The 26605-nt window shown below is 73.8% G+C and carries 28 protein-coding genes; 3 read left to right on the forward strand and 25 right to left on the reverse strand.

Annotated elements, in window-relative coordinates:
• Nucleotides 1–66 precede the first annotated feature (66 nt).
• The 4 genes from FB470_RS30060 to FB470_RS30075 form a co-directional block, all read right to left on the reverse strand.
• A complete protein-coding gene (locus FB470_RS30060; RefSeq protein ID WP_306996906.1) occupies nt 67–828 on the reverse strand; it encodes a 3-hydroxyacyl-CoA dehydrogenase in 762 nt (253 codons plus the stop codon).
• A gap of 214 nt (nt 829–1042) precedes the next feature.
• Entirely contained in the window at nt 1043–1252 is a 210-nt protein-coding gene (locus tag FB470_RS30065) for a hypothetical protein (protein ID WP_094007025.1), read from the reverse strand.
• 74 nt (nt 1253–1326) lie between these two features.
• Entirely contained in the window at nt 1327–1449 is a 123-nt protein-coding gene (locus FB470_RS30070) for a hypothetical protein (RefSeq protein WP_306996909.1), read from the reverse strand.
• A gap of 363 nt (nt 1450–1812) precedes the next feature.
• Complete coding sequence (locus tag FB470_RS30075; RefSeq protein WP_306999628.1) at nt 1813–2397, reverse strand: hypothetical protein; 585 nt, start codon at nt 2395–2397, stop codon at nt 1813–1815.
• On the opposite strand from FB470_RS30075, the gene FB470_RS30080 reads away from it, so the two are divergent.
• Nucleotides 2330–2500, forward strand: a complete 171-nt coding sequence (locus tag FB470_RS30080) for an Orn/Lys/Arg family decarboxylase (RefSeq protein ID WP_306999558.1) — start codon at nt 2330–2332, stop codon at nt 2498–2500. The genes FB470_RS30075 and FB470_RS30080 overlap by 68 nt on opposite strands.
• Nucleotides 2501–2510: 10 nt before the next feature.
• Here the strand turns inward: FB470_RS30080 and FB470_RS30085 are convergent, their stop codons facing one another.
• The 9 genes from FB470_RS30085 to FB470_RS30125 all read right to left on the reverse strand — a co-directional run bounded on the left by FB470_RS30085 (nt 2511) and on the right by FB470_RS30125 (nt 10926).
• A complete protein-coding gene (locus FB470_RS30085) occupies nt 2511–3158 on the reverse strand; it encodes a response regulator transcription factor (RefSeq protein WP_306996911.1) in 648 nt (215 codons plus the stop codon).
• Entirely contained in the window at nt 3155–4279 is a 1125-nt protein-coding gene (locus tag FB470_RS30090; RefSeq protein ID WP_306996913.1) for a sensor histidine kinase, read from the reverse strand. The genes FB470_RS30085 and FB470_RS30090 overlap by 4 nt, the downstream gene beginning before the upstream one ends.
• A 162-nt stretch (nt 4280–4441) precedes the next feature.
• On the reverse strand, nt 4442–5209 hold the full coding sequence (locus FB470_RS30095; RefSeq protein WP_306996915.1) for an adenylate/guanylate cyclase domain-containing protein: 768 nt from the start codon (nt 5207–5209) through the stop codon (nt 4442–4444).
• A 40-nt stretch (nt 5210–5249) separates the two neighbouring features.
• On the reverse strand, nt 5250–5840 hold the full coding sequence (locus tag FB470_RS30100; RefSeq protein ID WP_306996918.1) for an energy-coupling factor transporter transmembrane component T family protein: 591 nt from the start codon (nt 5838–5840) through the stop codon (nt 5250–5252).
• Nucleotides 5841–6127: 287 nt separating this feature from the next.
• Complete coding sequence (locus tag FB470_RS30105; protein WP_306996920.1) at nt 6128–6802, reverse strand: energy-coupling factor ABC transporter ATP-binding protein; 675 nt, start codon at nt 6800–6802, stop codon at nt 6128–6130.
• Nucleotides 6799–7905, reverse strand: a complete 1107-nt coding sequence (locus tag FB470_RS30110) for a thiolase family protein (RefSeq protein ID WP_306996922.1) — start codon at nt 7903–7905, stop codon at nt 6799–6801. Before FB470_RS30110 ends, FB470_RS30105 begins: the two co-directional genes overlap by 4 nt.
• A complete protein-coding gene (locus tag FB470_RS30115; RefSeq protein WP_306996924.1) occupies nt 7902–9131 on the reverse strand; it encodes a class I adenylate-forming enzyme family protein in 1230 nt (409 codons plus the stop codon). The genes FB470_RS30110 and FB470_RS30115 overlap by 4 nt, the downstream gene beginning before the upstream one ends.
• Before the next feature lies 1 nt (nt 9132).
• The gene (locus tag FB470_RS30120) at nt 9133–9708 is read right to left on the reverse strand and encodes a biotin transporter BioY (protein WP_306996926.1); all 576 of its coding nucleotides are present in this window, start codon (nt 9706–9708) and stop codon (nt 9133–9135) included.
• Nucleotides 9709–9759: 51 nt separating this feature from the next.
• A complete protein-coding gene (locus FB470_RS30125) occupies nt 9760–10926 on the reverse strand; it encodes an AI-2E family transporter (protein WP_306996928.1) in 1167 nt (388 codons plus the stop codon).
• A gap of 81 nt (nt 10927–11007) precedes the next feature.
• On the opposite strand from FB470_RS30125, the gene FB470_RS30130 reads away from it, so the two are divergent.
• Nucleotides 11008–11631: a GntR family transcriptional regulator gene (locus FB470_RS30130; protein WP_370876712.1), complete on the forward strand. Its 624-nt coding sequence runs from the start codon at nt 11008–11010 to the stop codon at nt 11629–11631.
• 19 nt (nt 11632–11650) lie between these two features.
• Nucleotides 11651–12655: a 1-aminocyclopropane-1-carboxylate deaminase gene (locus FB470_RS30135; RefSeq protein WP_306996932.1), complete on the forward strand. Its 1005-nt coding sequence runs from the start codon at nt 11651–11653 to the stop codon at nt 12653–12655.
• A gap of 41 nt (nt 12656–12696) precedes the next feature.
• On the opposite strand, the gene FB470_RS30140 is transcribed toward FB470_RS30135, so the two are convergent.
• Genes FB470_RS30140 through FB470_RS30195 form a run of 12 tightly spaced genes read right to left on the reverse strand, consistent with a single transcriptional unit; the run spans nt 12697 to nt 26481 of the window.
• Nucleotides 12697–13701, reverse strand: coding sequence for a sugar phosphate isomerase/epimerase family protein (locus FB470_RS30140; protein WP_306996934.1), 1005 nt, complete (start codon nt 13699–13701; stop codon nt 12697–12699).
• Nucleotides 13698–15092 (reverse strand): alkaline phosphatase family protein, encoded by a 1395-nt coding sequence (locus tag FB470_RS30145; protein WP_306996936.1) that lies wholly within the window; start codon nt 15090–15092, stop codon nt 13698–13700. Before FB470_RS30145 ends, FB470_RS30140 begins: the two co-directional genes overlap by 4 nt.
• Nucleotides 15089–16174 (reverse strand): metabolite traffic protein EboE, encoded by a 1086-nt coding sequence (gene eboE, locus FB470_RS30150; protein ID WP_306996938.1) that lies wholly within the window; start codon nt 16172–16174, stop codon nt 15089–15091. The genes FB470_RS30145 and eboE overlap by 4 nt, the downstream gene beginning before the upstream one ends.
• A complete protein-coding gene (locus tag FB470_RS30155; protein ID WP_306996939.1) occupies nt 16171–17046 on the reverse strand; it encodes a TatD family hydrolase in 876 nt (291 codons plus the stop codon). Before FB470_RS30155 ends, eboE begins: the two co-directional genes overlap by 4 nt.
• Complete coding sequence (locus tag FB470_RS30160; protein WP_306996941.1) at nt 17046–18458, reverse strand: EboA domain-containing protein; 1413 nt, start codon at nt 18456–18458, stop codon at nt 17046–17048. Before FB470_RS30160 ends, FB470_RS30155 begins: the two co-directional genes overlap by 1 nt.
• Nucleotides 18455–19309 (reverse strand): SCO3242 family prenyltransferase, encoded by an 855-nt coding sequence (locus FB470_RS30165; protein WP_306999560.1) that lies wholly within the window; start codon nt 19307–19309, stop codon nt 18455–18457. The genes FB470_RS30160 and FB470_RS30165 overlap by 4 nt, the downstream gene beginning before the upstream one ends.
• Complete coding sequence (locus FB470_RS30170) at nt 19306–20457, reverse strand: inositol-3-phosphate synthase (protein WP_306996943.1); 1152 nt, start codon at nt 20455–20457, stop codon at nt 19306–19308. The genes FB470_RS30165 and FB470_RS30170 overlap by 4 nt, the downstream gene beginning before the upstream one ends.
• Nucleotides 20450–21652 carry a Gfo/Idh/MocA family protein gene (locus FB470_RS30175; protein WP_306996945.1) on the reverse strand — a complete coding sequence of 401 codons (1203 nt, stop codon included), beginning with the start codon at nt 21650–21652 and terminating at the stop codon, nt 20450–20452. Before FB470_RS30175 ends, FB470_RS30170 begins: the two co-directional genes overlap by 8 nt.
• Nucleotides 21627–22682, reverse strand: coding sequence for a substrate-binding domain-containing protein (locus tag FB470_RS30180; RefSeq protein WP_306996947.1), 1056 nt, complete (start codon nt 22680–22682; stop codon nt 21627–21629). The genes FB470_RS30175 and FB470_RS30180 overlap by 26 nt, the downstream gene beginning before the upstream one ends.
• A 48-nt stretch (nt 22683–22730) precedes the next feature.
• Entirely contained in the window at nt 22731–23762 is a 1032-nt protein-coding gene (locus tag FB470_RS30185; protein WP_306996949.1) for an ABC transporter permease, read from the reverse strand.
• Nucleotides 23759–25267 carry a sugar ABC transporter ATP-binding protein gene (locus FB470_RS30190; RefSeq protein ID WP_306996951.1) on the reverse strand — a complete coding sequence of 503 codons (1509 nt, stop codon included), beginning with the start codon at nt 25265–25267 and terminating at the stop codon, nt 23759–23761. Before FB470_RS30190 ends, FB470_RS30185 begins: the two co-directional genes overlap by 4 nt.
• Complete coding sequence (locus FB470_RS30195; RefSeq protein ID WP_306996953.1) at nt 25267–26481, reverse strand: ROK family protein; 1215 nt, start codon at nt 26479–26481, stop codon at nt 25267–25269. The genes FB470_RS30190 and FB470_RS30195 overlap by 1 nt, the downstream gene beginning before the upstream one ends.
• Nucleotides 26482–26605 lie beyond the last annotated feature (124 nt).

Below are 26605 nucleotides of genomic sequence, written 5' to 3' on the forward strand. Positions count from 1 at the left end.
GAAGAGGTCACCCGGGAAAGATAACGGGGCGCGGCAGCGGGGCTCACCGCTGCCGCACCCGCTCCCTCAGCGCGGGGCCATGCGGATGGCGCCGTCGAGGCGGATGGTCTCGCCGTTGAGCATCGGGTTCTCCACGATGTGCCGGGCCAGCGCCGCGAACTCCGACGGGTCACCCAGCCGCGAGGGGTGCGGCACCTGCGCCCCCAGCGACGCGATCGCCTCCTCCGGCAGGGTCGCGAACAGCGGCGTGTGGAACAGCCCCGGCGCGATCGTGACCACGCGGATCTTCAGGCTCGCCAGGTCGCGCGCGATCGGCAGCGTCATCCCGACGATGCCGCCCTTGGACGCGGAATACGCGGCCTGCCCGATCTGCCCGTCGAACGCCGCCACCGACGCGGTGTTGACGATGACACCGCGCTCCTCGCCCACCGGCTCGGCCTTCGCGATGCGCTCGGCGGCCAGCCGGATCACGTTGAACGTGCCGACCAGGTTGACGTTGATGACCTTGAGGAACCCCTCCAGCGGGAACGGGCCGTCCTTGCCGACCGTCCGGTGCGCGTTGCCGATCCCGGCGCAGTTCACCGCGACCCGCAGCGCACCCAGCTCCCCCGCCCGGTCCAGCGCCGCGGTGACCTGGTCCGAGTCGGTCACGTCGGCCGCGGCGAACACGACACCGTCGCCGAGCTCCTTGGCCACCGCCTCGCCCTGCGACGAGGGCAGATCCACGATGACCACCTTCGCGCCCCGGCCGTGCAGCTCCTTGACCGTCGCCAGCCCCAGCCCCGACGCACCGCCGGTCACCAGTGCGACCGCGTTGCCGACCTCCATGCCGGAAACCCCTTTCGTTGCGCACCCCGGCCGTCGCGGCCGGTACCTTGCTTAGCGCACGTTAAGGGAGATCGGACGCGGGCGGAAGGCCCGCGCCGGGAGAAGTTCGGCCGTGCCGTTCGGCCGGTGACGCAACGGGGCGCGCGGATCCACCGCAGCTCGCCGATGAGAAGCGGGCGTGCGGTCGATCTCCGCGCCGCCCGGCGAGCCGCGGTCAGGCGAGCTCCTGCCCCGCCCACTGGGTGCGGATCCGCCGCCAGGCCAGCGCGTAGGGTTCCGCCGGGTCACCCGGCCGGATGACCCCGTTCGCCACGTCGGAGCGGGAACGCGCGAGCTCCCGCTCGGCCAGCGAACGCGGTACGTGGAGCACCTCGACGATCTGCCAGAAGAGTTCCCCTGGCCCGGCTTCTGTCCCGTCCGCCATGCACGCAGGATGGCGCCTCCCGCCTGCCGCCGCCACCGCAACGCCGGATTCCACGCGATCGGAACCCGGCCGGGTCACGACACGGCCTCCTCCGCGGCGGGTTCGGCGCTCGGCGCGGCCTCGTCACCCTGCAGGTCGGCCCAGTCGAGCCCGATCGCGGCGACCACGTCGTCGAAGATGGGGGTCCGGTCGCTCATGGCGCGACCAGCAGGACCGGCTCGGCACACATACGTTCCCCTCCAGCGTCGTGTACAGCCTCGGGGTCGGAAATTAACACGCGGCCCACGGCACCCGCCACACGGAATCCCATGAACGGGGGACGCTCACGGGCACGGCTGTCCACTGAGGAGTTTTCCGTTCCCCCGGGCGGGGAATACACCGCCGTCGACCACGCCCAGGCACCGGTGCTCGAAGCCATCCGGACCTACCGCGAACGCGGGCACCTCGGATTCGGCCACAGGCAGGGCCGCGGCATCGACCCGCGCCGGGCCGGGGTCGTCGGCCGGGAGAGCTGCTGGTGTCCCGCAACGCGCACAAGTCCGTGGAGGCCGGCCTGATCCTCAGCGGCGTTCGGCGGGTGTGGGTGCACCCGCGCTGGGACGGCCGGCAACCGCGTGCACCACGGGGAAGACCTGCTCGGCCGGGCGCTCGACCTGGCCCGGTCCGTCCGCGCGGAACTGGCCGCGCTGCGCGGGATCCGCGTGCTGGGCCGGGACGACCTCGTCGGGCCGGGCCCCGTCAACGACCACGACCCGCTGAAGATCGTGCTGAACCTCGCCGGCCTGGACCGCTCCGGGTACGACGCCGGCACATGGCCCCGCGAGCACCACCGCCTCGACCTCGGCCTGCCCGACCACCGCCGGATGGCCGCGCAGATCACCATCGCCGACGACGAGGAGACCACCGGCCGCCTGGTCGCCGCGATCGCCGATCTCGCCGGTCGGGCCGGGGAAATCCGCCCGGCGAAGCGGGTCGACCTTCCCCGGACCGGTGAGCTCGAGCTCGAACAGCACTGCTGCCCCGCGACGCCTACTTCGGCCCCACCGAGACGTCCCGGCCACGAACGCGATCGGCCGGATCAGCGCGGAGACGATCAGCCCGTACCCGCCGGGCGTCCCGGCGGTGGCGCCCGGCGAGGTCATCACGCGACCGGTCGTGGACTACCTGCTCAGTGGTCTGGACGCCGGGACGTACCTGCCCGATCCGGCCGACCCGGAGCTGGGAACCATCCGCGTGGTGGCCCGCTGACCCGCGGGCGTCAGCAGAGCCCGGCGTCGTGGGCCAGCAGCGCGATCTGCGTGCGGTTGCCCGCGTCCAATTTGGACAAAACGCGCGTGATGTGCGCTTTCACCGTGGCCACGGAGAGGAAGAGCTCGGCGGCGATCTCGGCGTTGGTCAGTCCGCGGCCGACCCCGAGCGCCACGTCGCGCTCGCGCGGGCTCAGGGTGCCGAACGCGGCGCGGGCCCGCTCGTAGGCGCCCGCCTCCACCGCGACCCGGTCCATCAGCCGGCGCGTGATGCGCGGCGACAGGATCGGATCGCCCGCCGCGACCCGGCGGACGGCGTCCGCGATCTCGCCGGGCGGCGCGTCCTTGAGCAGGAACCCGCTCGCCCCGGCGCGCAGGGCCCGCAGCACGTTCTCGTCGGTGTCGAAGGTGGTCAGCACGACGACCTCGGGCGGGTTCGGGCGGGCCCGGGTGCGGTGGGTGGCGAGGATCCCGTTCAGGCGCGGCATCCGGATGTCCATCAGCACGACGTCCGCGGGGTGCGCGTCGAGGGCGGCGGGCACCTCGTCGCCGTCGCCGGCCTGTCCCACGACGGCGATCTCCGGGGCACCGTCGAGCATCATGGTGAGCCCGTTGCGCACCAGGGCGTCGTCGTCCACGATCAGCACGCGAACCGTCATGCCGGCCACGGTAGCTCGGCCGAGAGCCGGAACTCCCCCGCGGCCGCCTCGTGGTCGAGCCGCCCGCCGGCCAGCCGCACCCGTTCGGTCAGGCCGACCAGCCCGGTGCCGGTGCCGGGCCCGCGGACGCCGTCGGTGACCGGGTTGCTCACCTCGATGCGCAGCCGCGTTCCCGGCGCACCGCCGAGTTCGATCCGCACCGGGCGGCCCGGTGCGTGCTTGCGAGCGTTGGTCAGGGCCTCCTGCAGCACCCGGTAGGCGGCGCGGCCGGTGGCGCCGGGAACCGCGGCCGGATCGGCGAGCCCGTCCCGCACCTCGACCGGGGTGCCGACGGCACGGGATTCCTCGACCAGATCGGGCAGTCCGGCGAGCGTGGGCAGCGGGCCCTCCAGGTCCTCGTCGCTGTCCCGGAGTAACGCGATCACGTGGCGCAGCTCCTCCAGCGCCTGGTGCACCGTCGCCCGGATGACACCGGCCGCCTGGGCGATCCGCTCCGGCGCACTGTCCGGCCGGTACTCCAGCGCGCCCGCGTAGGTGGCCAGCAGCGAAAGCCGGTGCGCCAGCACGTCGTGCATCTCGCGGGCGATGCGCGTCCGCTCGGCCGCGCGCGCCTCGGCGACGCGGCGGCCCTGTTCGGCCTCGGCGCGGCGGGCGCGTTCGGTGAGCGACACGATCAGCGCGCGCCGGGCCTCGGCGAGCGCGCCACCGCCGACGAGCGCCGCGTGCCCGAGGACCACGAGCACCACCCACCACTCGAACGGCAGGCCCGGCGTGGGCCGCCACAATCCGCGCACGAGGTGCCCGGCGACGCCGGCCGTGGCGACCCCCACCGCCACGCCCAGCGGCCCGCGCCGCGCGATCTGGACGACACCGATGCTCGCCGGTGGCGTCGCGGTGGCGCCGAAGGCGGTCAGCACCATGAGCGCGAACGCGGACGGCACGGGACGGCGGAACAGCAACGGCACCAGCGCGCAGCCGAGGACACCGAGCGCGAGTTCGCCGGCGAGCGGCAGGCCGCGCAACCCGGAGAGGATCTCGCCGACGGCGGTCGCGACGAACCCGCCGGCGGCGGCGCAGGTCAGGGCTGTCCTTCCCCGCTCGCAGAACAGGTCGCCGTGCACGGAGCGAGCCTACGGGCCGGCGTGCCGGGCCGACCAGCGACCAAAGTCGACACGCGGTCCCGCCGATGCCGGGCCCGTCCTCCCCAGACTGGCGGCCATGACCGACACGACAAGCGTGCGGGCCAGTGCCTGCACCGCGAACCGGACCTGGTGGCCGGCCGGTCACACCGGCTCGACCGCGAAGATCTCCAGGTCCCGGGGTGTGCCTTTCGCGCGGAACCAGCGTTTGCGGCGCATGGTGAAGCGTTCCGGGTCCACCGCGTCGCGCACGGGGGCCGAGATCAGCACCTGCCCGCCCGCCGCGGCGCCGGCCACGCGGGCCGCGACGTTGACGTCCACGCCCAGGTAGTCGCGCCCCAGCTTGCGCGGCGTTCCGCTGTGCAGGCCGGCCCGCAGGCTCGGCCGGTGCCCCGAGATCTCCAGCTCGGCGACCCGCGCGCAGGCCTCTACCGCGGCTTCGACCCCGGCGCCGGCGTCGGCGAAGACGGCCATCAGGCCGTCGCCCAGGCGTTTGACCACGCGCCCGCCGCGGCGGGTGATCTCGGGCTCGCTGACGCGCCCGACCTCGCGCAGCAACCGCAGCGCGTCGTCGTCACCGGCTTCCAGGGCCCAGGTCGAAAAGCCCACCAGGTCGGTGAACAGAATGGTGATCCCGGCGGTCTCGGTGGCCCGCCGCGATTCGGTGAAGGCCTGCCACACCTGCACGGCGGTGAGGCCGAGCTCGCGCAGCACGCTCGGTTCGGGAGTGTCGGCCAGGGCCTTCGCGAGCCGGTGAGACGGCAGCCGGCCGGCGGTGGACAGCGGATCGCCCATCTCGCTGTCCCCGGGCGCGAGCCGCCGCACGAAGCGCGCGGTGCGGAGCAAGCTCTCGCGCCGGTCCACGTCACGCAACGCCTGGCCGAGCCTGCTGCGGCGGCTCTCATCGGTCACCGCCCCAGAATAGGGGTCGGCGATCAGCGGCCGCGACGCGTCAGCGATCACCCTCACCGCGGGCGGCGAGCGCCTCGCCCAGCTCGTCGGCGTGCCGCACGGTGCGCACCAGGAACGGCACCGTGAACGCGACCAGCGACCGCTCGGCCCCGCGCGCCTTCGCCGCCTCCCGCACCTCGCCCGCGATGCCCGTCAGCGTCGCCACGGCCTGCAGCGTCAGGCCGATCAGCAGGCCGAGCCGGCCCGGGCGCACCCCGAACCGGCGCAGGCCGCGCTCCACCGCCTCGACCAGGTCGTCGATCCGGGTCGTGATCGTCACCAGGTTCGCCGCCGCCAGCGCGGCGACGATCCGCAGGCACACCACCACCGCCGGCTCCAGCCCGAGCAGCCACCACTGCAGCGCGAACACGACCAGCACCAGCAGCCCCAGCGAGCGCAACAACCGGCGGCAGCGGCCCCACGACACGCGCGCCACCGCATACCCCGCCAGCGCCACAACGCCGAGCACGGCCAGCCACAGCGGCGACCGCAGCACGAACACCACCACCGCGAGGACCAGCAGGAGGAGGAACTTCACCCCCGCCGGCGCGCGGTGCACCACGCTGCCGCCCGGCTCATACCACGCGTTCACGCGACCACCTCCCGGCACCGCACGACCAGCCGGTCGCGGCAGCGGGGCCCGGGCGGCGATGCGCCCGCGACCGCACACGGCCCGCGCAACCACCGCCCACAGCGGACGTGGTGGCAGGTCGTGCGATCAGCTCCCGGTAGTGCCGCAACACCGCCTCCAGCACGACCACCACCTCCCGGCACCGAACGACGAGTGGCGCACGACCCGTCCCCGCCACACTGGGGGCGAGCAGGGGCTCGTGGGGCCACCTGGACACAGGACCCGACGGGCGGGGCCGGAGCAGCCCATCACCCCACCAGCTTCCGGTAGTGCCGCAACGCCGGCTCGGGCTCGTCGTCGGCGACGACCTGGCCGCCGTCCAGCACGACGACCCGCTCGAAGTCCCCCAGCAGGTCCAGGTCGTGGGTCACCAGCACGACCTGCTGGGGCAGCCCGGCGAGCGTCTCGGCGAACCGCCGCTTGTTGCGCAGGTCCAGCAGCGTCGTCGGCTCGTCGCACACCAGCACCTCGGGCTCGAGCACCAGCATCGCGCACAACGCCAGCAACTGCTTCTGCCCGCCGGAGAGCTGGTGCGCCGGATGGTCGGCGTACCCGGCCAGCCCGTGCCGCTCCAGCGTCTCCGCCGCCCGCCGCGCGCGCTCCGCTTTGGACAGTCCACTTCGGCGCAGTGAGAAGGCCACGTCCTCACCGGCCGTGGGCATCACGATCTGGCTGTCGGGGTTGGTGAACAGGAACCCGACCCGCTTGCGCACCTCGCGTCCCGACCGCACCGGGTCCCGGCCGTCCACCAGCACCCGGCCGGAGGTCGGCGCCACCAGGCCGTTGATCATCCGCGCCAGGGTGGACTTGCCGGACCCGTTGGCGCCGACGAACGCCACCCGCCGCTCCGGCAGCCGCAGGTCCACATCGGACAGCACGGTCCGCTCACCGTAGCGGTGCCCCACGCCCTCGAACTCGATCACGCGGTCTCCCACATCGTCGCCACACCCACGCCACCGCCGGCCGACAGGGCGGCCAGGCCACGAGCGCCCCGCCGCTGCCGCACCAGTGTGCCGAACAGCCGCACCACCAGCACCGCGCCCGAGGCACCCCACGGGTGACCGAGCGCGATCGCACCACCGTCCGGGCTCACGATCCGCTCGTCGATCCCGGCCGCGTCCAGGCACGCCAGCGCCTGCCCGGCGAACGCCTCGTTGAACTCGACGACGTCCGGCTCCCGCTCCAGCACCGCCCGCATCGCCGGCACCGCGCCCAGCCCGAGCCGGTTCGGGTCGACGGCCGACGTCGCCGACCCCACCAGCCGCAGCCCCGGCACCCCGAGCCGCCGCCACACCCGCTCGCTGACGACCACCACCGCCGCGGCGCCGTCGTTGATGCCGCACGAGTTCGCCGCCGTCGCGGTGCCCTCCGGCGTGAAGGCGGGCCGGAACCGCGTCAGCCGCTCCACGGTGAACCCCTCCCGCGGCCGCTCGTCCCGCACCACCCCGGCCACCGGCACGATCTCGGCGTCGAACCGCCCGGCCCGCTGGGCCGCGACCGCCCGGGTGTGGCTGCGCACGGCGAAGGCGTCCTGCCGCTCCCGCGACACTCCCGCCTCCCGGGCGACCAGGTCGGCGGCCGGCCCCATGTCCGGGTCACCGATCTCGGCCGGCGCGAACGGGGCGCGGCTGTAGAACTCGCCGGGCTCGGTGCTCCCGTCCCGCCGCCACGCCCGGAACGGCGCGGTCGAGGCGCTCTCCACACCACCCGCCAGCACCGCCTCCGCGTCGCCGGCCCGGATCATCGACGCGGCGAGGGTGATCGCGGCGAGCCCGCTGGCGCACTGCCGGTCGACCGTCACGCCCGGCACGGCCAGCCCCGCCCGCAGTGCCGCCACCCGCGCGGGATTGCCGCCGGGTCCGAACACGTTGCCCAGCACGACATCGTCGACCGCGTCCAGCCCGGCGTCGTCGAGCGCGGCGCGCAGCACGGGCGCGGCCAGCTCGTCCACTGACAGGCCGCGCAGCGCCCCGTGTGCGTTGCCGATCGCGGTCCGCCGGGCGGCGATGACGACGGGGGTGGTCACGTCAGCGGCTCCGCGGGCAGGGTCCCGGCCGCCAGCTGCTCCGCGATCAACGCCCGGGCCGGCTTGCCCGACGCGGTGCGCGGCAGCTCCTTGGCGACCAGCCAGCGCCGGGGCCGGTTCGCGGGCGCGAGCGCGGCACGGGCCACGGCCCGCAACTCGCGCAGCCGCACGTCCCCCTCGACGACCGCGGTCACCAGCTCGCCCAGGCGGGGGTGCGGCGTGCCGGTGACGAGGACGTCGGCGACACCGGGCGCGGTCCGCAGCACCGCCTCGACCTCCTCGGCGGGCACGAGCCGTCCGCCGCTGGACACCACGGCCCCGGCCCGGCCGCGCACGGTCAGCGCCCCGGACGCGGAGAACGACACCAGATCCCCGACCGTCGACCACTCGCCCGCGGGAACCAGGCGTCCGTCCCGCAACCGCCCGCTGCAGGCCAGCGGGGACCGCACCCACAGCACGCCGTCACGGACGTCGAGGTCCACGCCCGGCACGGGACGCAGCCCGTCGCCGCCGCGCCGGACGGCGATCAGCGAATGCTCGGCCGACCCGTAGTACTCGATCAGTTCGGCGCGCGGCAGGACGGCGGCGAACCGCGCGCGCACGTCGTCCCCGAGGTGCGCGCCGCCGCACACCACCGTCCGCAGCGGGGACGGCTCGGCCCGCCGCTCGAGCACCGCCAGCAACGCCGACAGCATCGCGGGGACCAGGTGCACGGTCGCCGCCCCCACCCCCGCCGCGGCCTCCGGATCCCAGCGCGGCAGCGTCCGGACCTCCCGGCCGCACCACCGGCCGTGCAGCGCGCCGAACAGGAACAACGACGAACTCAGCGGCCCCGGAACCAGCACCGGCCCGGGCAGGGCCCCGAGCGCTTCGAAGCTGCGCACCCAGGAATCGCGGGTGCGGACCAGGACCTTGGGGCTGCCGCTGCTGCCCGAGGTCGTCGGCAGGTAGAAGAACGTCTCACCGGTGCCCGCGCGCTCCAACGGCTCACCGGCGGGCGCCGCCACGCCGCTGACGACCAGGTCCGGTTGCGCGTCCGCCAGGACCGCGGCCCGCTCGCGCGGCGTCCAGGACGGTTCGACCACCAGCGTCGCGGCGCCGAGCAGATCCGCGCCGAGGAACCACGGGAGCACGTCGGGCACGTCGAGCGCGACCCGGGAGCCGTCGCGGATCCCGCGGCCGGCCAGCCACCGGGCCGCGCCGTACACACGTTCGTCCCGCGTCACGTCATTCGCTCCGGGACGCCGATCCCACCAGTTTGCCGGGCAGCGCGCGGTGCACCACGGCGCCGATGAGGGCGACCGCGACGACCTTGGCCGCGTCGCCGGGCACGAACACCAGCGACTGCACCGCGGCGGTGCCCAGGTTGCCGGTGTAGACGCCGAGGAAGGTGATGCCGAAGACGTAGTCGACGATCAGCCCGGCCGCGGCGGCGAGCAGCAGCACCGGCACGTTCGGCCGGTTGAGCCGCGCCACGATCAGTCCGACGACCAGCGCCGAGGGAATCCAGCCGATCAGGAACCCGCCGCTGGGCCCGACGAACGGCGCGATCCCGCCGCGGCCACCGGACAGCAGCGGCAGCCCGATCGCTGTGAGCGCCAGCAGCAGCACGACCGACGCCGTCCCGCGGCGCGCGCCCAGCACGCAGCCGGCCAGCAGCGGGCCCGCGTTCTGCAGCACGATCGGCACGCCGGAACCGCCGAGGTACAGGCCCGGGAACAGTCCGAGCACGGCGATGAACGCGGCGAAGACGACCGTGCGGGCGAGGTCGGCCGCGGGGAGGGTGGCGCGTGGTCCTGACACGCGGGAACCGTAACGCGCGCTTCGCCGCGACCGGAAAGACGCAGGTCACATTCAGCTGTGATCCATTCTGTGGAACACGATTTCCCGGACGAACAACAGCAGCGCGGCGGCGACCGGGATCGCCACCAGCGCCCCGACGATGCCCAGCAGCACCCCGCCGAGCACCACCGCGACGACCGTGACCAGGGCCGGGACGTCGACGAACCGGCCGATGATCTTCGGCGTCAGCAGGTAGTCCTCGACGAAGCGGTACACGATGAAGAACCCGACGGTGGCCAGGCAGACCGGCCAGGACACCGTCAGCGCCGCCAGGCTGACCACCACCCCGGCGAGGATCGCGCCGACCACCGGGATCAGGTCGAGCACGGCGAGCAGCAGCGCCAGCAGCATCGGGTACGGGATGCCGAAGATCGTGAACCAGATGAACCCCAGCACCCCGGCGATGATCGAGATGACGACGTTGCCCAGCACGTAGAAGCCGACCTTGGCGAAGATCTCGTCGCCGATCAGGATCGCGCGGGGACGCCGGGTGTGCGGCACGAAGCGGTAGATCGTGGCGCGCAGTCGCGGGAAGTCGGCGAGGAAGTAGATGGTCAGGACGAACACGATGAGGGTGTCGGTGAGCGTCCCGACCACCGCGCGGCCGCTGCCCATCAGCCCGTTGATCAGCGCCGGGTCGGGGTTGCTGAACGTGTTCTGCACCCGTTGCTGCAGCTGGAAGCGGGAGCTGACCTGCCCGAGCCAGGAGCTGCGGTCGCCCAGCCGGGCCAGGTAGTCCGGCGCCTGGTGGATGAACCGCTCGGCCTGGTCGATCAGCGGCGGGATCAGCGCGGCGAAGAACCCGGCGGCCAGGCCGAGCCCGCCGAGCACGATGATCGCGACGGCGAGCGCCCGCGGCAGCCCGCGGCGGACGAGCCAGGACGCGAGGGGTTCGAGCCCGATCGCGATGAACAGGGCGACGCCGATCAGCACCAGCGTGCCGCTGGCGATGAACAGGAACCAGACCGCCCCGGCGGTGACGGCCGCGCCGCCCGCCGCGGCCATGCCCATGAAGAACGGCGACCGCTTGTTCAGCGGCTCGCCGGGCGGCCCGAGCGGGCGCTCCTCACTGCTGATGCGCTCGGCGACGGCTTCGGCGTCGGCGACCGGGCCGCCGAGGGCGTCACGGGGCTGGCCGACCAGGTCGTCGGGTTCTTCCGCATCCGCCGGTGACGCCACGCCGGAAAGGTGCCCCACGTGGGTGGGCCCGAAACCTGGCGTCCCCGGCGATTGACATCTAACATGTCAGTTGTGGAGCGAGTGCGGCGCACGCTGCTGCGGGAGACCGCGCACCAGGTGATCCGGGACGCGATCGTGCGCGGCGATCTCGCGCCGGGCAGCGTGGTGCGCGACGCGGACCTGGCCGAGGAGCTGGGCCTGTCGCGCGCGCCGGTGCGCGACGCGCTCGCCCGGCTCGCCGACGAGGGCCTGATCGAGACCAAACCGCAGAGCCGCACCCGGGTGACTCCCCTGCTGTCGCGGGGCGTCCGGGACGCCGCGGCCGTCGTCCGCGCGATGCACGAGCTGGCCGCGCGCACCGCGGTCCCGCGGTTGCGGGACGAGGACTGCGACGCGATGGCGGCGGCGAACGACCGCTTCGCCGCGGCGGCACGGGCCGGCGACGTCGACGGGGCCCTGCGCGCGGACGACGAACTGCACGACGTCCTGGTCCGGGTGTGCGGCAACCGCGCGGTGGCCGCGACGATCGAGCGCTACACCCCGCTGATCCGCCGCCTGGAACGCCTGCGGTTCAGCGCCGAGGCGGGCCGCCAGTCGGCACGGCTGCACGAGCACCTGATCGACGCCTGCCGCGCCCGCGACACCGCCAGGGCCACCGAGGTGACCACCGAGATATGGCGCGAACTGGAAGACCTCGCCGACTGACCTCCCCGATTGGAGTCCCATGTCCCTGACCGACTTCGACCGCTATCCCCTGCTGTTCGGCCCGTCGCCGGTGCACCGGCTGGAGCGGCTGACCGCCCACCTCGGCGGCGCCGACGTCTGGGCCAAGCGCGAGGACTGCAACTCCGGCATCGCGTTCGGCGGCAACAAGACCCGCAAGCTGGAGTACCTCGTCGCCGAGGCGCTCGCGCAGGGCTGCGACACGCTCGTGTCCATCGGCGGCGTGCAGTCCAACCACACGCGCCAGGTCGCCGCCGTCGCCGCGCGGGCCGGGCTGAAGTGCGTGCTGGTGCAGGAAAGCTGGGTGGACTGGCCGGACGCGGTGTACGACAAGGTCGGCAACATCCTCATCAGCCGGCTGGCCGGGGCCGAGGTGCGGCTGGTCGAGGCCGGTTTCGGGATCGGGTTCAAGGAGAGCTGGGACCAGGCCCTGGCGGAGATCCGCGACCGCGGCGGCAAGCCCTACGCGATCCCGGCCGGCGCGTCGGACCACCGCCTCGGCGGGCTCGGCTTCGCCCGGTGGGCCGCCGAGGTCGCCGAGCAGGAACGCGAACTGGGCGTGCACTTCGACACGATCGTCGTCTGCTCGGTCACCGGATCCACCCAGGCCGGGATGATCGCCGGGTTCGCCGCGCTCAACGAGGACCGCCCGCGCCGCGTCCTGGGCATCGACGGCTCGGCCAAGCCGAAGGAGACCCGCGACCAGATCGCGCGCATCGCGCGGAACACCGCGCAGTTGCTCGGCGTGGAGCGCGACCTGGAGGTCGAGCTCGACGAGCGCTACCACGCCGGCGTCTACGGCATCCCCGACGAGCAGACCCTGGACGCGATGCGGCTCGCGGCGCGCACCGAGGGCATGGTCACCGACCCGGTGTACGAGGGCAAGTCGATGGCCGGGCTGATCGACCTCGTGTCCCGCAAGGAGATTCCGGCGGACTCGACGGTGCTCTACGCGCACCTCGGCGGCCAGCCGGCCCTGAACGGCTACAGCGCCCTCTTCAGCTGAGGGCGCGGGCGCCCGGCCACCACCCGCCGGGCGCCCGCTCCTCACTTCCCGGTACTGAACGCGGCGTCGAAGGCCGCCGTGGGCTTGTCCCACAGCAGACCGCGGATGAACCCGACCGCCTCCTCGGCCCCGCGCAACCGGTCCATGCCGGCGTCCTCCCACTCGACCGAGATCGGGCCGGCGTAGCCGATCGCGTTGAGCGCCCGGAAGCACTCCTCCCACGGCACGTCGCCGTGACCGGTGGACACGAAGTCCCAGCCGCGCCGCGGGTCCGCCCACGCCAGGTGCGAACCGAGCCGCCCGTTGCGGCCGTCGAAGCGCTTCTTCGTGTCCTTGCAGTCGACGTGGTAGATCCGGTCGGCGAAGTCGAGGATGAACCCCACCGGGTCGAGGTCCTGCCACACGAAGTGCGACGGGTCCCAGTTCAGCCCGAACGCCGGCCGGTTGCCCACCGCCTCCAGGGCGCGCCTGGTCGTCCAGTAGTCGTAGGCGATCTCCGACGGGTGCACCTCGTGCGCGAACCGCACCCCGACCTCGTCGAAGGTGTCCAGGATGGGGTTCCACCGGTTCGCGAAGTCGGCGTACCCGTCGTCGATCACCGCCTGGGACACCGGCGGGAACATCGCCACGTACTTCCAGATCTTGGACCCGGTGAAGCCGATGACGGTGTCCACCCCGAGCTTCGCCGCGGCGCGTGCCGTGTCGGCCATCTCGGCGGCGGCGCGCCGCCGCACGCCTTCGGGCTCGCCGTCGCCCCAGATCCGCCCCGGGAGGATGTTGCGGTGCCGCTCGTCGATCGGGTCGTCGCACACCGCCTGCCCGACGAGGTGGTTCGAGATCGCCCACACCTTGAGCCCGTAGGAGGACAGGATCTTGTGGCGTCCCGCTATGTAGTCGTCCTCGGCGAGCGCGCGGTCGACCTCGAAGTGGTCGCCGCTGCAGGCGATCTCCAGCCCGTCGTAGCCCCACCGGGACGCCAGGCGGCACACCTCTTCGAACGGCAGGTCGGCCCACTGGCCGGTGAACAGCGTGACCGGACGGCTCATCGCCGGCTCCCTTCTGTCGCCTTCAGGCCTTGCACACTCAGCAGCAGGTCCCGCACCTCGGTCGCGGCCAGCCGCTCCCGCTCGGGCACGCCCGCGTCCCCGCACAGCAGCACCGGCCCGTCGGCGGGCGAGTCCGGCAGCCGCCCGTGCGAGCCGCGCACCGGCGCCGGGTCCAGCGGCACCGTGCGCATCGCGTACCGCAGGCCGACCTGCTTGCGCACCAGGTTCATCCCGGCCTTGAGCTTGACCAGCGGATCGGCCGGGTCGAAGAACAGCTCCGCCGGGTCGTAGCCGGGCTTGCGGTGGATCTCCACCCCGCGCGCGAAGTCCGGCGCGCGATCGTCGTCGAGCCAGTAGTAGTAGGTGAACCACGCGTCCGGCTCGGCGGTCACCACGAATTCGCCCGCCCGCGGGTGGTCGATCCCGTAGCGCGCCTGGGCCCGCCGGTCCAGCACTTCGTCCACACCGGACAGTTCCGCGAGCAGGTCGCGCACGCGCGGCAGGTCGGCCGGGTCGCTCACGTAGACGTGGGCGACCTGGTGGTCGGCCACGGCGAACGCCCGCGACGTCCACGGGTCCAGGTACTCCATCCCGTCCTGCGTGTAGACCTCGAGCAGCCCCTCGCGGCGCAGCAGCCGGTTGACGTCGACCGGCCGGTGCGCGCCGGTGATGCCGTACTCGCTCAGCGCCACCACCGCCACCCCGTCGGCCCGCGCCTGGTCCAGCAGCGGGCCCACGGACGCGTCGACCGCCCGTGCGGCCGCGATCGCCTGCGGCGAGTCCGGGCCGTACCGCTGCAGGTCGTAGTCCAGGTGCGGCAGGTAGGCCAGGGTCAGGTCCGGGCGGTCGGCCCGCAGGATCGCCGACGTCGCCCCGACGATCCAGTCGGTCGAGGCGATCGACGCGGTCGGGCCCCAGTACTGGAACAGCGGGAACTCGCCCAGCTGCGAGGTCAGCCGGTCGTGCAGCTGCGGCGGGCGGGTGTAGCAGTCCGGGGCCTTCTTGCCGTCGGCGTAGTAGATGGGGCGGGGCGTGACGGTGAAGTCCGTGGTCGCGCCCATCGCGTACCACCAGCACACGTTCGCCGCGCGGTACCCGGGGTGGGCGGCCCGCGCGGTCTCCCACACCTTCTCGCCCTCGACGAGCCGGTTGTGCTGGCGCCACAGGAAGACCTCGCCCAGCTCCCGGAAGTACCAGCCGTTGCCGACGATGCCGTGCTCGCGGGGCATGCGCCCGGTCAGGAACGTCGACTGGGCGCTGCAGGTGACCGCGGGCAGCACGGTGTCCAGCTGCGCCTGCCAGCCCTGCCGGCCCAGGCGTGCGAGGTTCGGCATGTGCTCGAGCAGCCGCGGGGTCATGCCCACGACGTCGAGCACGAGGAGCGGGTTCATCGCTGGGCCACCAATCCCGCGGCGAACTCCAGTTCCGCCGCGATACCGCCGATGAGGTCCTGCCGCTGTGCCGGCGGCAGCACCGTCCAGGTGTAGGTTTCCACTTCCAGGTGCGCCGGCTTCGGTGGCAGCGCGGCGAGGGCCCGCGCGAGCACATCGGTGGTCGACGACAGCGGGGCGGCCGGGGTGGCGTGCAGCGGCACGTGGAAGTGCACGCGCCACGGCCCCTCCCCCGGCAGGTCCGCGAACGCCTCGCCCAGGTCGTCGGCCGCCCGCACACCGTCACCGGCCAGCTCGCGGGTCTGGTGCAGGTACCGGGGCTCGTCGAACGCGGCCAATGCCTCCCGGGCCGCCGGGTCCCGCGGGTCCGGGACGTGCAGGGCCGCCGACATCTGGACCTTGACCACGTCCAGCCCGGCCGCGGTGATCGAGGCGACCGCCCCGGCCGGGTCGGCGAAGGACACCGCGAGGTGGCAGGTGTCCAGGCACAGCCCGACGTACTCGGGGTCGGCCCGCCCGGCGAGCCATCCGACGGCGTCGTGCACGGTGTCCAGGATGCAGCCCGGCTCCGGTTCGACGGCGAGCCGGATGCTCCGCTCGCCGGACCGGAGCCCGGCGGTCACCTCGTCGAGCAGCCGCGACGCCGCCGCGTCGTCCTCCGGCGTCCACGGCTCGCGCCAGCCCAGCGGCAGGGTCGAGATGCTGCCGAACTCCGCGTCGTCGGGCAGCAGCCCGGCCAGCACGGCCGCGCAGTTCAGCGTGTACTGCGCCCGCGCGCGGTCCGTCCACCGTGGACGGTAGACCTTCTGCTTGACCACCGGATCGTGGAAGCCGCCGTAGGGGAACGCGTTGAGCGTCACCACCTCCAGTCCGCGCGCGTCCAGCTCGGCCCGCAGCCGCTTGCGCTCCGCCGGGTCCGCGGCCAGTGCGGCCGCCACGTCGCCGGCCAGCCACAGCCCGAGCCCGAGCCGGTCCGCGCCGAGCCGTTCCCGCACCGGCAGGGCGTAGTCGTCGAGCTGGCCGAGGACCCCGTGGAGGTCCTCGGCCGGGTGGACGTTGGTGCAGTAGGACAGGAGCGTCACGCGGCCCCCTCGTCCCGCCCGCCGCGCAGCACGGAGTTGCCCGCGAAGGTCTCCGGGGCGGCGCCGAACCCGGGCAGCTCGTCGAGCACCAGCCGCCCGCTCTGCCCGTAGAACGCGACCGGGTTGGCCCACAGCACGGTGTCCACGTCGGAGGAGGTGAACCCGCCGTCGAGCATGGCCAGCCCGGTCTTGTGCACCTTCAGCGGGTCCGAGCGGCCCCAGTCGGCGGCGGAGTTGACCAGCATCCGCTCCGTGCCGTACTCGCGCAGGATCGCGACCATGCGGCGCTCGTCCATCTTGGTGTCCGGGTAGATGGAAAAGCCCATCCAGGCACCGGACTCCTTCACCAGGCCGACGGTGACCTCGTTGAGGTGGTCGACCACGACCCGCTCCGGCGCGAGACCGGACTCGGCCACCACCGCCAGCGTGCGCTTGGTGCCCTCGAGCTTGTCGCGGTGCGGGGTGTGCACGAGCACCGGCAGGTCGTGCTCCTTCGCCAGCTCCAGCTGGCGGGCGAAGGCGTCGTCCTCGGCCGGGGTCATCGAGTCGTAGCCGACCTCGCCGACCGCGACCACCCCGTCCTTGGCGAGGTAACGCGGCAGCACGTCCAGCACCCCGGCGCAGCGCGGGTCGTTGGCCTCCTTCGGGTTGAGCGCGATGGTGCAGTGGTGGCGGATGCCGAACTGGGCGGCGCGGAACCGTTCCCAGCCGATCAGGCCGTCGAAGTAGTCGGTGAACGACGACACGCCGGTGCGCGGCTGGCCGAGCCAGAACGCGGGCTCGACCAGTGCCCGCACGCCGACGGCGTACATGGCCTCGTAGTCGTCGGTGGTGCGCGAGGTCATGTGGATGTGCGGATCGAACAGGCGCATCAGGGAGTCCCTTCCAGGAGGCGGAGGGCGTCGGCGGGCACCGCGCGGCCGGCGGCCCGGCGCTCCCCGGCGTAGTCGGTGATCATGCGGCGCAGCTCGTCGTCGGCCCGCCGGTCCAGCTCGGCGACCGCGGCCAGCGGGATGCCGGTGAACAGGCACTTGAGCACGCCGTGGCGCCAGCCGTGCTGGTCCAGGTGCCGGGCCGCGAACGGGCCGAGCGCGGCCGCGACCAGCCCGGTGTCGTTGCTGCGCAAGGCGTCCTCGACCAGGCCGAGACCGGTCGCGACCGCCTTGTCGCCGACCGCGGCCAGCGCCCGCAGCACGCCCCGCCGCTCGGCGCCGTCGCCGTAGCGGTAGAGGTCGGCCAGCTCCGCGGCGAACTCGCCCGCGGGCAGGGCCGCGGCGAGCGCGCTCAGCAACTGGGTGCGGGCGAGGTCGTCGGCCGTACCGTGCACCAGGCCGCCCGGGTCGGACTCCGGGTGCAGCGGCGCGCGCCCCACGTGCCGTCCCGCGGCCGGGAACAGCGTCCGGATCGCCGCGGGATCGTCGGTGATCCGGCGCCGCGCCTGCGCCAGCCAGGACTGGTCGAGCCGGGCCGCCCGCAACGCCGTCAACGCCGCGCGCGCGACCTGCGGTGCGGCGTGGCTGTGCCGGGGCAGCTCGACGGCGGCGACCCCGGTGTAGCCGATCTCGTCCAGCGCCGCGAGCGTGGCCGGCAGGTCCAGCTGCCCGTCGCCGAACTCGAGGTGCTCGTGCACGCCCGGCCGCATGTCGTCCAGCTGGACGTTGACCAGCAGTCCCTTGGCCTGCCGGAGGCAGTCGGCGGCGTCGGAGGGCTCGACGGCGACGCAGTGCCCGACGTCCAGGGTGATCCCGAGCGCCTCCGGGTCACCCAGTTCGCCGCGCAGCCGCAGCGCGTCGGACAGCGTCTCGACCAGCATGCCCGGTTCCGGTTCGAGCCCGAGGCGCACGCCGCGCCGGTCCGCTTCGGCCAGCACGACGGGCATCCGCGACCGCAGCCGCTCCCACGCGACCTCCCGGTCCACAGTGGACACGCCGGACCAGAAGGACACGCAGTCCGCGTTCAGCCCCTCCGCGATCCGGATCGCGCGCGCCAGGAAGTCCAGCCGCCGCTCGGCGTCCTCGCTGACCAGGGTGGGTTCGTGCTTGTGCCACGGGTCGAGCAGGAACCGCGCGCCGGTCTCGACGACGACCCGCAGGCCCAGCCGGTCCAGCCGCGCCGCCACCTGGTCCACCCGGGACGCCAGGTCGGCGGCGAACGGGTCGAGGTGCTGGTGGTCCAGGGTCAGCGCGACCGAGGTGTAGCCGAGGCCGGCGATGATCGCCAGCGCGTCCTCGAGCCGGTGGTTCGCGAACCCGTTCGTGCCGTAGCCGAGGTGGTATCCGCTCATGTCGGGCTCACCTTCCGGCCGAGCCGCCTGGCCAGCGGCAGCGCCAGCGCGATCAGTCCCGCGCCGAGCACACCGCCGCGCCGGGCGGTGAGCGCGGCCTGCAACGGGACCATGCCGTGGATACCGGCGGCGGTCGCGGTCCGGACCACCGCCGCGGTCGGCGTGCGCACCGCCGCGTACTGCTTGGATCCGACGCTCACGCCGTACCCGGCGGCCGCGGCCAGGGCGGCCACCCGGTGCCGCGGCCGTCCGCCGCGCCCGGACACCGCGGCCGCGGCCGACGCCGAGGTCAGCGCGAGCGCACCCGCTGCCCGCGCCGGGGAGGCGCCGTGCACCTCCCCGGCCGACAACGCGGTCACCCCGAGCGTGTGCCCGCCGAGCACCGCCGCCGGGACCAGCGCCTTCGCCGCGCCCGCGCGGCCCGCGCCGAGCAGCACGTCCAGCGAGCGGCACACCGCCATCGCGGCGGCCGCGAGCGGCGTCTTCTTCAGCACGGTGTCGTAGGCCCACACCGCCGCGGCCAGCGGCGCGGCGACCTCGAGGGCGTCCCGGCCGCCGGCGAGCGCGGACAAGCCGAGGCCCGCCCCGGTCAGGCCCGCGGCCACCCCGAGAGCCCGGCGCGGGCTGACCCGGCCGGACGGGACCGGCCGCTCCGGGCGCTCGACGGCGTCCAGTTCACGGTCCGCCCAGTCGTTGAGCGCCATGCCGGACCAGTAGAACGCGACCGAGGCCAGCGGCAGCGCGAGCCGCCGCCCCCGCAACGGACGGCCGGCCGCGGCGGCCCCCGCGACGGTGTCACCGAGGACGCTCAGCGCCGCCGGTGCCCGCACCAGCTGCACGTAGGCGTTCACGCCGGCCGTCCCAGCGACGACGCCCACTCGGTGAGGATCCGCGCCTGCTCGGCGAACCGGTGCTCGTCGGTGCCCACCGGATCCTTGAAGAAGAACGCGAGCTGCCCCAGCGGCCCGGTCTCCCCCGCCCGGTACGCGGCCGCGGTCAGCCGCGCCAGGTCCAGGACCAGCGGCGCGGCCAGCGCCGAGTCGTAGCCGGTCCAGGTGAACTGCAATGTCATCCGGGCGCCGAGGAAGCCCTCGAACGACACGTGGTCCCACGCCGTCTTCTGCTCGCCCAGGTCCGGCACGTGGTCGATGTGCAGCGGCGCGGTCACGTCGTCGCCGAGCAGTGCCGCCAGGCCGCGGGCCTTGGACTCCAGCTTCCCGGCCGCCTTCACCGGGTCGGCCAGCGTCGCGCCGTCCCCGCCGCCGAGCAGGTTGGTGCCCGACCACGAGCGCACCTTCAGCGCCCGCGCCGCGAACATCGGCGCCAGCACCGAACGCAGCAGCGTCTCACCGGTCTTGCCGTCCGAACCGGCGTAGGGCAGGCCCTGCCGCCGGGCGAATCCGGTCAGCGCCGGCAAGCGGATGCCCGTCGACGGGGTGAAGTCGACGTACGGGCAGCCCGCCGACAACGCCGCGTACGCCGCCAGGGAACTCCCGGGCAGGACCTCCCGGCCCGGCTCGTCGAGTGCCGCCACCAGCGCGTCGAAGTCGTGGTGCTCCGGCGCGTCCGCGACCGGGGGTTCGGTGGACGCGACGTTGACGACCACGACGGCCGACAGGCCGTGCCGGGTGCGGAACTCGCGCAGATCCCCGGCCATCCGCGCGGCGGTCTCGGCCTGGGTGCGGCCGGCGGGGACCGGCCGCAGGCCGGCTTCGACGGCACGCAGGCTGTCGCGGATCGCCGGCAGCAGGCCGGCCGGGAGCAGCCCGGCGGCGGTCAGCTGCTCGGCCTTCTTCTCCAGCGGGGTGTCCACCAGGTCGTGCCCGCCGACGACGAGCTCGTCCCAGCCCGGCAGCGCACCGGGCGCGACCTCCAGCCGCTCGGTCACGCAGCCGTCCGGCCCGGCCAGTCCGGACCGCATCGCCAGCAGCCCGGTGATCGCCGTGGTGGCGACCGAGCCCCGGGCGCCGATCAGCCACACTCCAGTTCGGTCAGGCATCGATCACCCTTTCGGTCGACTGTGGTACGCCGACCCAGGACGTTCCGTTGCCCGCGCTGTCCTGCACGGCCTGCAGCACCCGCTGGACCTGCAGGCCGTCGGAGAAGGAGGGCTCGGGGTCGCGCCGCTCGCCGATGGCGGTGAGGAGGTCGGCGATCTCGTGGGTGAAGGTGTGCTCGTAACCGAGCAGGTGCCCGGGCGGCCACCACGCCCCGACGTAGGGGTGCGTCGGCTCGGTGACCAGGATGCGCCGGAACCCCGCCTCGGCCGGATCGGCGTCACCGTCGTAGAAGGACAGCTCGTTCATCGACTCGAAGTCGAAGGCGAGGCTGCCCCGCGATCCGTTGATCTCCAGCCGCAGCGCGTTCTTGCGTCCCAGCGCGAACCGGGTCGCCTCGAACGTCGCGACCGCGCCGCCGGTGAACCGCGCGAGGAACACCGCGCAGTCGTCGACGTCGACCTCTCCCAGCGCGCTGCCCGGCTCGCCGGACAGCGGCCGCTCGCGCACGAACGTCTCGGTCATCGCCGACACCCCGGTGATCCGGTCGCCGAGGATGAACTGGGCGGTGTCCACGGCGTGCGCGGCGATGTCGCCCAGCGCCCCGGATCCGGCCTTGTCCCGCCGCAACCGCCAGGTCATCGGCGTGGCCGGGTCGGCCAGCCAGTCCTGCAGGTAGGCGGCGCGGACCTGCCGGATGGTGCCCAGCCTGCCGTCGGCGACCAGCTTGCGGGCCAGGGCGATCGCCGGGACCCGCCGGTAGTTGAACCCGACCATCGCGCGCTGCCCGTTGGCCGCCGCGCGGCCGGCGGCCGCGGCCATCTCCTCGGCCTCGGCGACCGAGTTGGCGAGCGGTTTCTCGCACAGCACGTGCTTGCCCGCGGCGAGCGCGGCCAGCGCGATCTCGCAGTGCGAGTCCCCGGGCGTGCAGATGTCGACCACACCGACGTCGTCACGGGCGACCAGCGCCGCCCAGTCGGTCTCGACGTCCGGCCAGCCCTGCCGGGCGGCCGCGGCCCTCGTCCGCTCCGGGTCGCGGCCGCCGAGCACGGTCAGCCGCGGCACCACGGGCACGTCGAAGAACCGGTGGACCGAGCGCCAGGCGTGCGCGTGCACCGCGCCCATGAAGGCGTGGCCCACCATGCCCACGCCGATCACGGCGCCCGGCCGGTCAGGAGTCGAAGGCGACATCGGCATAGGAATCGACGTTCTCCTTGGTCACCACGGCCGAGAAGGTCGTGACGTTCGCGGGGATCTCGTGCTCGGCGAGGTCGCCGATGCCCTTGGCCTGGCCCAGCAGGCGGGCCAGCGCGATCGCCGAGGACGCCATCGACGGGCTGTAGAGAACCGTCGCCTTCATCACCCCGCTGTCGGCCTTGATCAGGTCCATCATGTTGCGCGATCCGGCGCCGCCGACCATGAAGAAATCGTTGCGGCGCGCGTTGTCGATCGCCGCCAAAACGCCGATGCCCTGGTCGTCGTCGTGGTTCCACAGCGCGTCCAGCTTGCTCGCCGACTGCAGCAGGTTCGACGTCATCTGCTCGCCGCTCTCCGGCGTGAACTGGGCGGACACGCGCGGGCCGACGGTGAACCCGTTCTTCGCCAGCGCGTCCCGGAACCCCTGGCTGCGTTCCTTGGTCAGCGGCAGCGAGTCGATGCCGGCGACCTCGCCGATCACCGGGTTGCTCACGCCCTTCTTCTTCAGCTCACCGGCGATGTAGTTGCCGGCGTTGACGCCCATCCGGTAGTTGTCGCCGCCGATCCAGGTGCGGTAGGCCAGCGGCGTGTCGAACACCCGGTCCACGTTGACCACCGGGATGCCGCGGTCGGTGGCCGCCTGGCCCGCGGCGGTGAGCGCCTTGCCGTCGAAGGGCAGGATCACCAGCACGTCGACCTTCTGGTTGATCAGCGTCTCGACCTGCGCGATCTGCTGGTTGACGTCGTTGGTGCCCTCGGTGGCGGTGAAGGTGACGTCGGAGAACTGGCCGGCCTGGGCTCGGGCGTTCTTCGTCATCGCGGCCATCCAGCCGTGGTCCGCGGCCGGTGCGGAGAAGCCGATGGTGACGTGCTTGCCCGGCTGAGCGTTCTGGCCCGCGGCGCCGGCCACGGCCTGCGGCGCGGACTGGGGGGACTCGTTGGAGGTGCAGGCGGCGAGCAGGGCGCCGGCACCGACGGCCGCGCCCCCGGTGAGGAACCGGCGTCGCGCGAGGGAGGATGGTCCGGACATGGCGAGCTCCAGTGGTCGTCGGGGATCTTTCCGGGTGGGTGGTCGGTCCTAGGTGGACTTGCGGGCGCGGTTGGTGCGGAACTGCAGCAGAACGGCCAGGACGATGATGGCGCCCTTGGCGATGTTCTGGATGTCGGTGTCGAGGTTGTTGAGCGTGAAGATATTGCCCAGCACCGTGAAGATCAGGACGCCGATGAGCGTGCCGATCAGGGTGCCGCGGCCGCCGGAGAGCAGGGTGCCGCCGATGACCACCGCGGCGATCGCGTCCAGCTCGTAGTAGAGGCCGTTGGTCGAGGCGCCCGAGGTCGTGCGGGCGACGACCATGATCGCCGCGATGCCGCAGCACAGGCCGGCGACGCCGTAGACGAGCGCGGTGTGCCGCTTGACGTTGATGCCGGCCAGCCGCGCGGCCTCGGTGTTGCCGCCCACGGCGAACGTGCGGCGGCCGAACGTGGTGCGGTTGAGCAGGATCCAGCCGACCACGAACACCAGGGCGAACATCCAGATCAGCACGGGGATGCCGAGGAAGTCGCCGCGGAAGAAGGCGAGGAAGTCGGCCTGACGCACCACCTGGGTGTTGCGGCCGCTGATGCGCTCGGCCAGGCCGCGCGCCGAGGCGTACATGGCCAGCGTGGCGATGAACGGCACCACCCGCCCGTAGGAGACGAGCACGCCGTTGATCAGCCCGCAGACGAGCCCCACCGCGAGCGCGCACACGACCATCACGACCGGGCCGAACGACTGCGTCGCCAGCGTCGTCATCCACACGCTGGACAGCGCGACCATCGAGCCGACGGACAGGTCGATGCCGCCGCTGATGATCACGAACGTCATGCCGACGCTGACCACACCGATTGCCGCCGCCAGCCGCAGGACGGTCGACAGATTGCCCTCGGTGAAGAACGCGTCCGGCCGGGTCAGCCAGCCGACCAGGCACAGCAGCACGAACACGCCGAACAGCCCGGCCAACCGCGCGTCCACCGGGAACCGCCCGCGCGGGGCCTTCGCCGCCGGTGGCGCGGCCCGGGGCGGCGGGGCCTGCGTGGCCTCCGGCAACACCGACGAGGGGTCCTTCGTCATGCCGCACTTCCCTCCATCACCAGTTCCAGCACGTCTGCTTCGGTCAGCTCGCCGGCGGGCGCCTCGCGGACCACGTGGCCCTCCCGCAGCACGAGCACGCGGTCGGCGAGCCCGAGCACCTCGGGCATCTCGCTGGAGACCAGCACCAGCCCGACCCCGGAGGCGGCCAGCTCGCGGATCAGCCGGTACAGCTCGGCCCGCGCGCCGACGTCCACGCCGCGGGTCGGCTCGTCCAGCAGCAGGATCGAGCAGCCGCGCACGAGCCAGCGCGCCACGACGGCCTTCTGCTGGTTGCCGCCGGACAGGGTGCCCACGGCGCGGCGCGGGTCGGCCGGGCGCAGGTCCAGCTCCTTCAGTCGCTCGGCCGAGTCGCCGATCTCGCGGGCGGAGTCGGTGAAGCCGAACCGGCTGTAGGCGGGCAGGCTCGCCAGGGTCACGTTGTGCGCCACCGACATCTCCAGCAGCAGCGCCTGGCTCTTGCGTTCCTCCGGCGCCAGGCCGATCCCGGCGGCGACCGCGGCGGGCACGTTCCCGGGCTTGAGGCGCTCGCCCTCGACGAAGACCTTGCCCGCGTCGGGCTTGCGGGCGCCGAAGATGGTCTCCAGCAGTTCGCTGCGCCCGGCGCCGACGAGCCCGGCGAGGCCGAGGATCTCCCCGCGGCGCAGGGTGAAGCTGATGTCCTCGAACTCGCCGCGGCGGGTGAGGTTCTCCACGCGCAGCAGTTCGGTCTGGGCGTCCACTGTGGATTCCAGGCGTTCCGGGTAGACGGTCTCGACGCGGCGGCCGGACATCAGCGACACGAGGTGGTCGGTGGTGACGCCGCCGACCTCGAGCCCCGCGGCGACGGTGGCGCCGTCCTTGAGGACCGTGACGCGGTGGCCGATGCGGCGGATCTCCTCGAGCCGGTGCGAGATGTAGACGACGGCGACGCCGTCGGCGGTGAGCTCGGCGACGATGCGGAACAGGTTGTCCACCTCGTCGGCGGCCAGCGCGGCGGTCGGTTCGTCCATCACGATCAGCCGGGCGTCGTGCACCAGGGCGCGGGCCATGGACACCAGCTGCTGGCCGGCCGCGGACAGGTCGCCGACCTCGCGGTCCGGGTGGATCTCCGGGTGGCCGAGGCGGGCGAGCAGTTCGGTGGCCCTGGCGCGGGCCTGGCGGTCGCGGGTGAACCCGGCCTGGGACGGTTCGTGGCCGAGGAAGATGTTGTCGGCCACCGACAGCGCCGGGATGAGATCGAGCTCCTGGTACATGGTGGCGATGCCGCGCCGCAGCGCCGCGACCGGTGAGGACAGGGTGACCGGTTCGCCGCGCCAGCGGATCTCGCCGGCGTCGGGCTGGTGGGCACCGGCGAGGACCTTGATCAGGGTCGACTTGCCGGCGCCGTTCTGGCCGAGCAGGCAGTGCACCTCCCCCGCGCGCACCGACAGCTCGACACCGTCCAGCGCCCGCACACCCGGGAACGTCTTGACGATGCCGTGCATGGTCAGCAGGTCTTCGGTCATCACGCCTCCACGCTCACCGGGGTGCCGGCCGGGGCCAGCGTCGGATCGTCCAGCAGGGGCCGGATCGCGGCCTGGGCCGCGCCGGTGCCGACCGCGGTGAACCCGAGCCGGGACGCCACGATGCGGGGGCCACCGGCTTCGGCGGTCACCGAGCGGGCGGCCAGTTCGATGCGGATCGGTTCGGTCAGCCACTCGCGCAGCGGGGCGAAGTAGCCGCCGAGCACGACGGTGTCGGGGTCGAGCAGGTCGGTCAGCACCGCGATGCCGTGCCCGAGGTGCGCGCCCAGCTGGGTGAGCGCGCCCAGGACGCGGCGGTCGCCCTGCTGGGCGCGCTGGCGGATGATCGCGGTCCGCTGCGCGAGGTCGAGGGCCGGGTCGTGGAGCAGGTCGCCCGGTGCGGCCAGGGAGTGCAGGAGCGCGTCGATGCCGACGACGGTCTGCCAGCAGCCGCGGCGGCCGCACACGCAGGGCCGGCCGGTGGGTTCGAGGGAGAGGTGCCCGGCCTCGCCCGCCGCGCCGCGGATCAGGGTGCCGCCGGTGATCAGCCCGGCGCCGACGCCGAGGCCGCCGAGGAGGTAGACGACGTCGGTGGCGCCGGTGTTGTCGGTCTCGGCGAGGGCGGCGAGGTTGGCGTCGTTGCCGATCGCGATGCGGGCGAGGGGGAAGCCCGTGCGAGCGGCGAGCCCGTCGGCGAGGGCGACACCCCGCCACCGCAGACCCGGCGCGAGGCGCACGGTGGTGGCATCGACGATCCCGGGTGCGGCGATGGCGATCCCGGCGACGTGTCCGTCCACTTCGGACATCGCGGCGTCGGCGAGGGCGGCCAGGGCGTCCAGCGTGCGTTCCGGGCCCAGCGCGCGCACGTCGGCGGTGGTGCGGCGGCGCGTGGTGGCGGTGCCGGACAGGTCGAGGACGGTGCTGCCGAGGTGGTCGGAGTCCAGTTCGAGGCCGATGCCCCAGATGCCGCGGGGCTTGAGTTCGACCAGCTGGCCGGGGCGGCCCTGGCCGCCTTCGTGGCGGCCGCCGGCCTGCAGGAGCTGCCGGGTTTCCAGCTCGGCGACCAGGTTGGAGACGGTCGCCTTGCTGAGCCCGCTGCGGACCGCCAGCTGGGCCCGGGACTGGGCGCCGTGGCGGCGCAGCAGCCGGACGAGCAGGGCGAGGTTCGCCCGGCGGACACCGGCGCGATCTCTCGGCCGGGTGAGGGTGTGCGGCACCGCGGAGCTCCACTTCGTTGGGAAACTGGCCGGTTCTCAGTGCTCTTGCGTACCGGGCCTACTCTGACCGGCCGACGACTTCTGCCGCAATCCGGCAAAAGGAGTAACAACGAGATCGTTACTT

The organism is Amycolatopsis thermophila (assembly GCF_030814215.1).
Classification (GTDB): domain Bacteria; phylum Actinomycetota; class Actinomycetes; order Mycobacteriales; family Pseudonocardiaceae; genus Amycolatopsis_E; species Amycolatopsis_E thermophila.

Excerpts from the sequence above, each read along its gene's own strand:
- FB470_RS30060 (WP_306996906.1), bottom strand. The coding sequence starts at position 828 with ATGGAGGTCGGCAACGCGGTCGCACTGGTGACCGGCGGTGCGTCGGGG.
- FB470_RS30065 (WP_094007025.1), bottom strand. The coding sequence starts at position 1,252 with ATGGCGGACGGGACAGAAGCCGGGCCAGGGGAACTCTTCTGGCAGATC.
- FB470_RS30070 (WP_306996909.1), bottom strand. The coding sequence starts at position 1,449 with ATGAGCGACCGGACCCCCATCTTCGACGACGTGGTCGCCGCGATCGGG.
- FB470_RS30085 (WP_306996911.1), bottom strand. The coding sequence starts at position 3,158 with ATGACGGTTCGCGTGCTGATCGTGGACGACGACGCCCTGGTGCGCAAC.
- FB470_RS30135 (WP_306996932.1), top strand. The coding sequence starts at position 11,651 with ATGTCCCTGACCGACTTCGACCGCTATCCCCTGCTGTTCGGCCCGTCG.
- FB470_RS30140 (WP_306996934.1), bottom strand. The coding sequence starts at position 13,701 with ATGAGCCGTCCGGTCACGCTGTTCACCGGCCAGTGGGCCGACCTGCCG.
- FB470_RS30145 (WP_306996936.1), bottom strand. The coding sequence starts at position 15,092 with ATGAACCCGCTCCTCGTGCTCGACGTCGTGGGCATGACCCCGCGGCTG.
- FB470_RS30155 (WP_306996939.1), bottom strand. The coding sequence starts at position 17,046 with ATGCGCCTGTTCGATCCGCACATCCACATGACCTCGCGCACCACCGAC.
- FB470_RS30160 (WP_306996941.1), bottom strand. The coding sequence starts at position 18,458 with ATGAGCGGATACCACCTCGGCTACGGCACGAACGGGTTCGCGAACCAC.
- FB470_RS30170 (WP_306996943.1), bottom strand. The coding sequence starts at position 20,457 with ATGCCTGACCGAACTGGAGTGTGGCTGATCGGCGCCCGGGGCTCGGTC.
- FB470_RS30175 (WP_306996945.1), bottom strand. The coding sequence starts at position 21,652 with ATGCCGATGTCGCCTTCGACTCCTGACCGGCCGGGCGCCGTGATCGGC.
- FB470_RS30180 (WP_306996947.1), bottom strand. The coding sequence starts at position 22,682 with ATGTCCGGACCATCCTCCCTCGCGCGACGCCGGTTCCTCACCGGGGGC.
- FB470_RS30185 (WP_306996949.1), bottom strand. The coding sequence starts at position 23,762 with ATGACGAAGGACCCCTCGTCGGTGTTGCCGGAGGCCACGCAGGCCCCG.
- FB470_RS30190 (WP_306996951.1), bottom strand. The coding sequence starts at position 25,267 with ATGACCGAAGACCTGCTGACCATGCACGGCATCGTCAAGACGTTCCCG.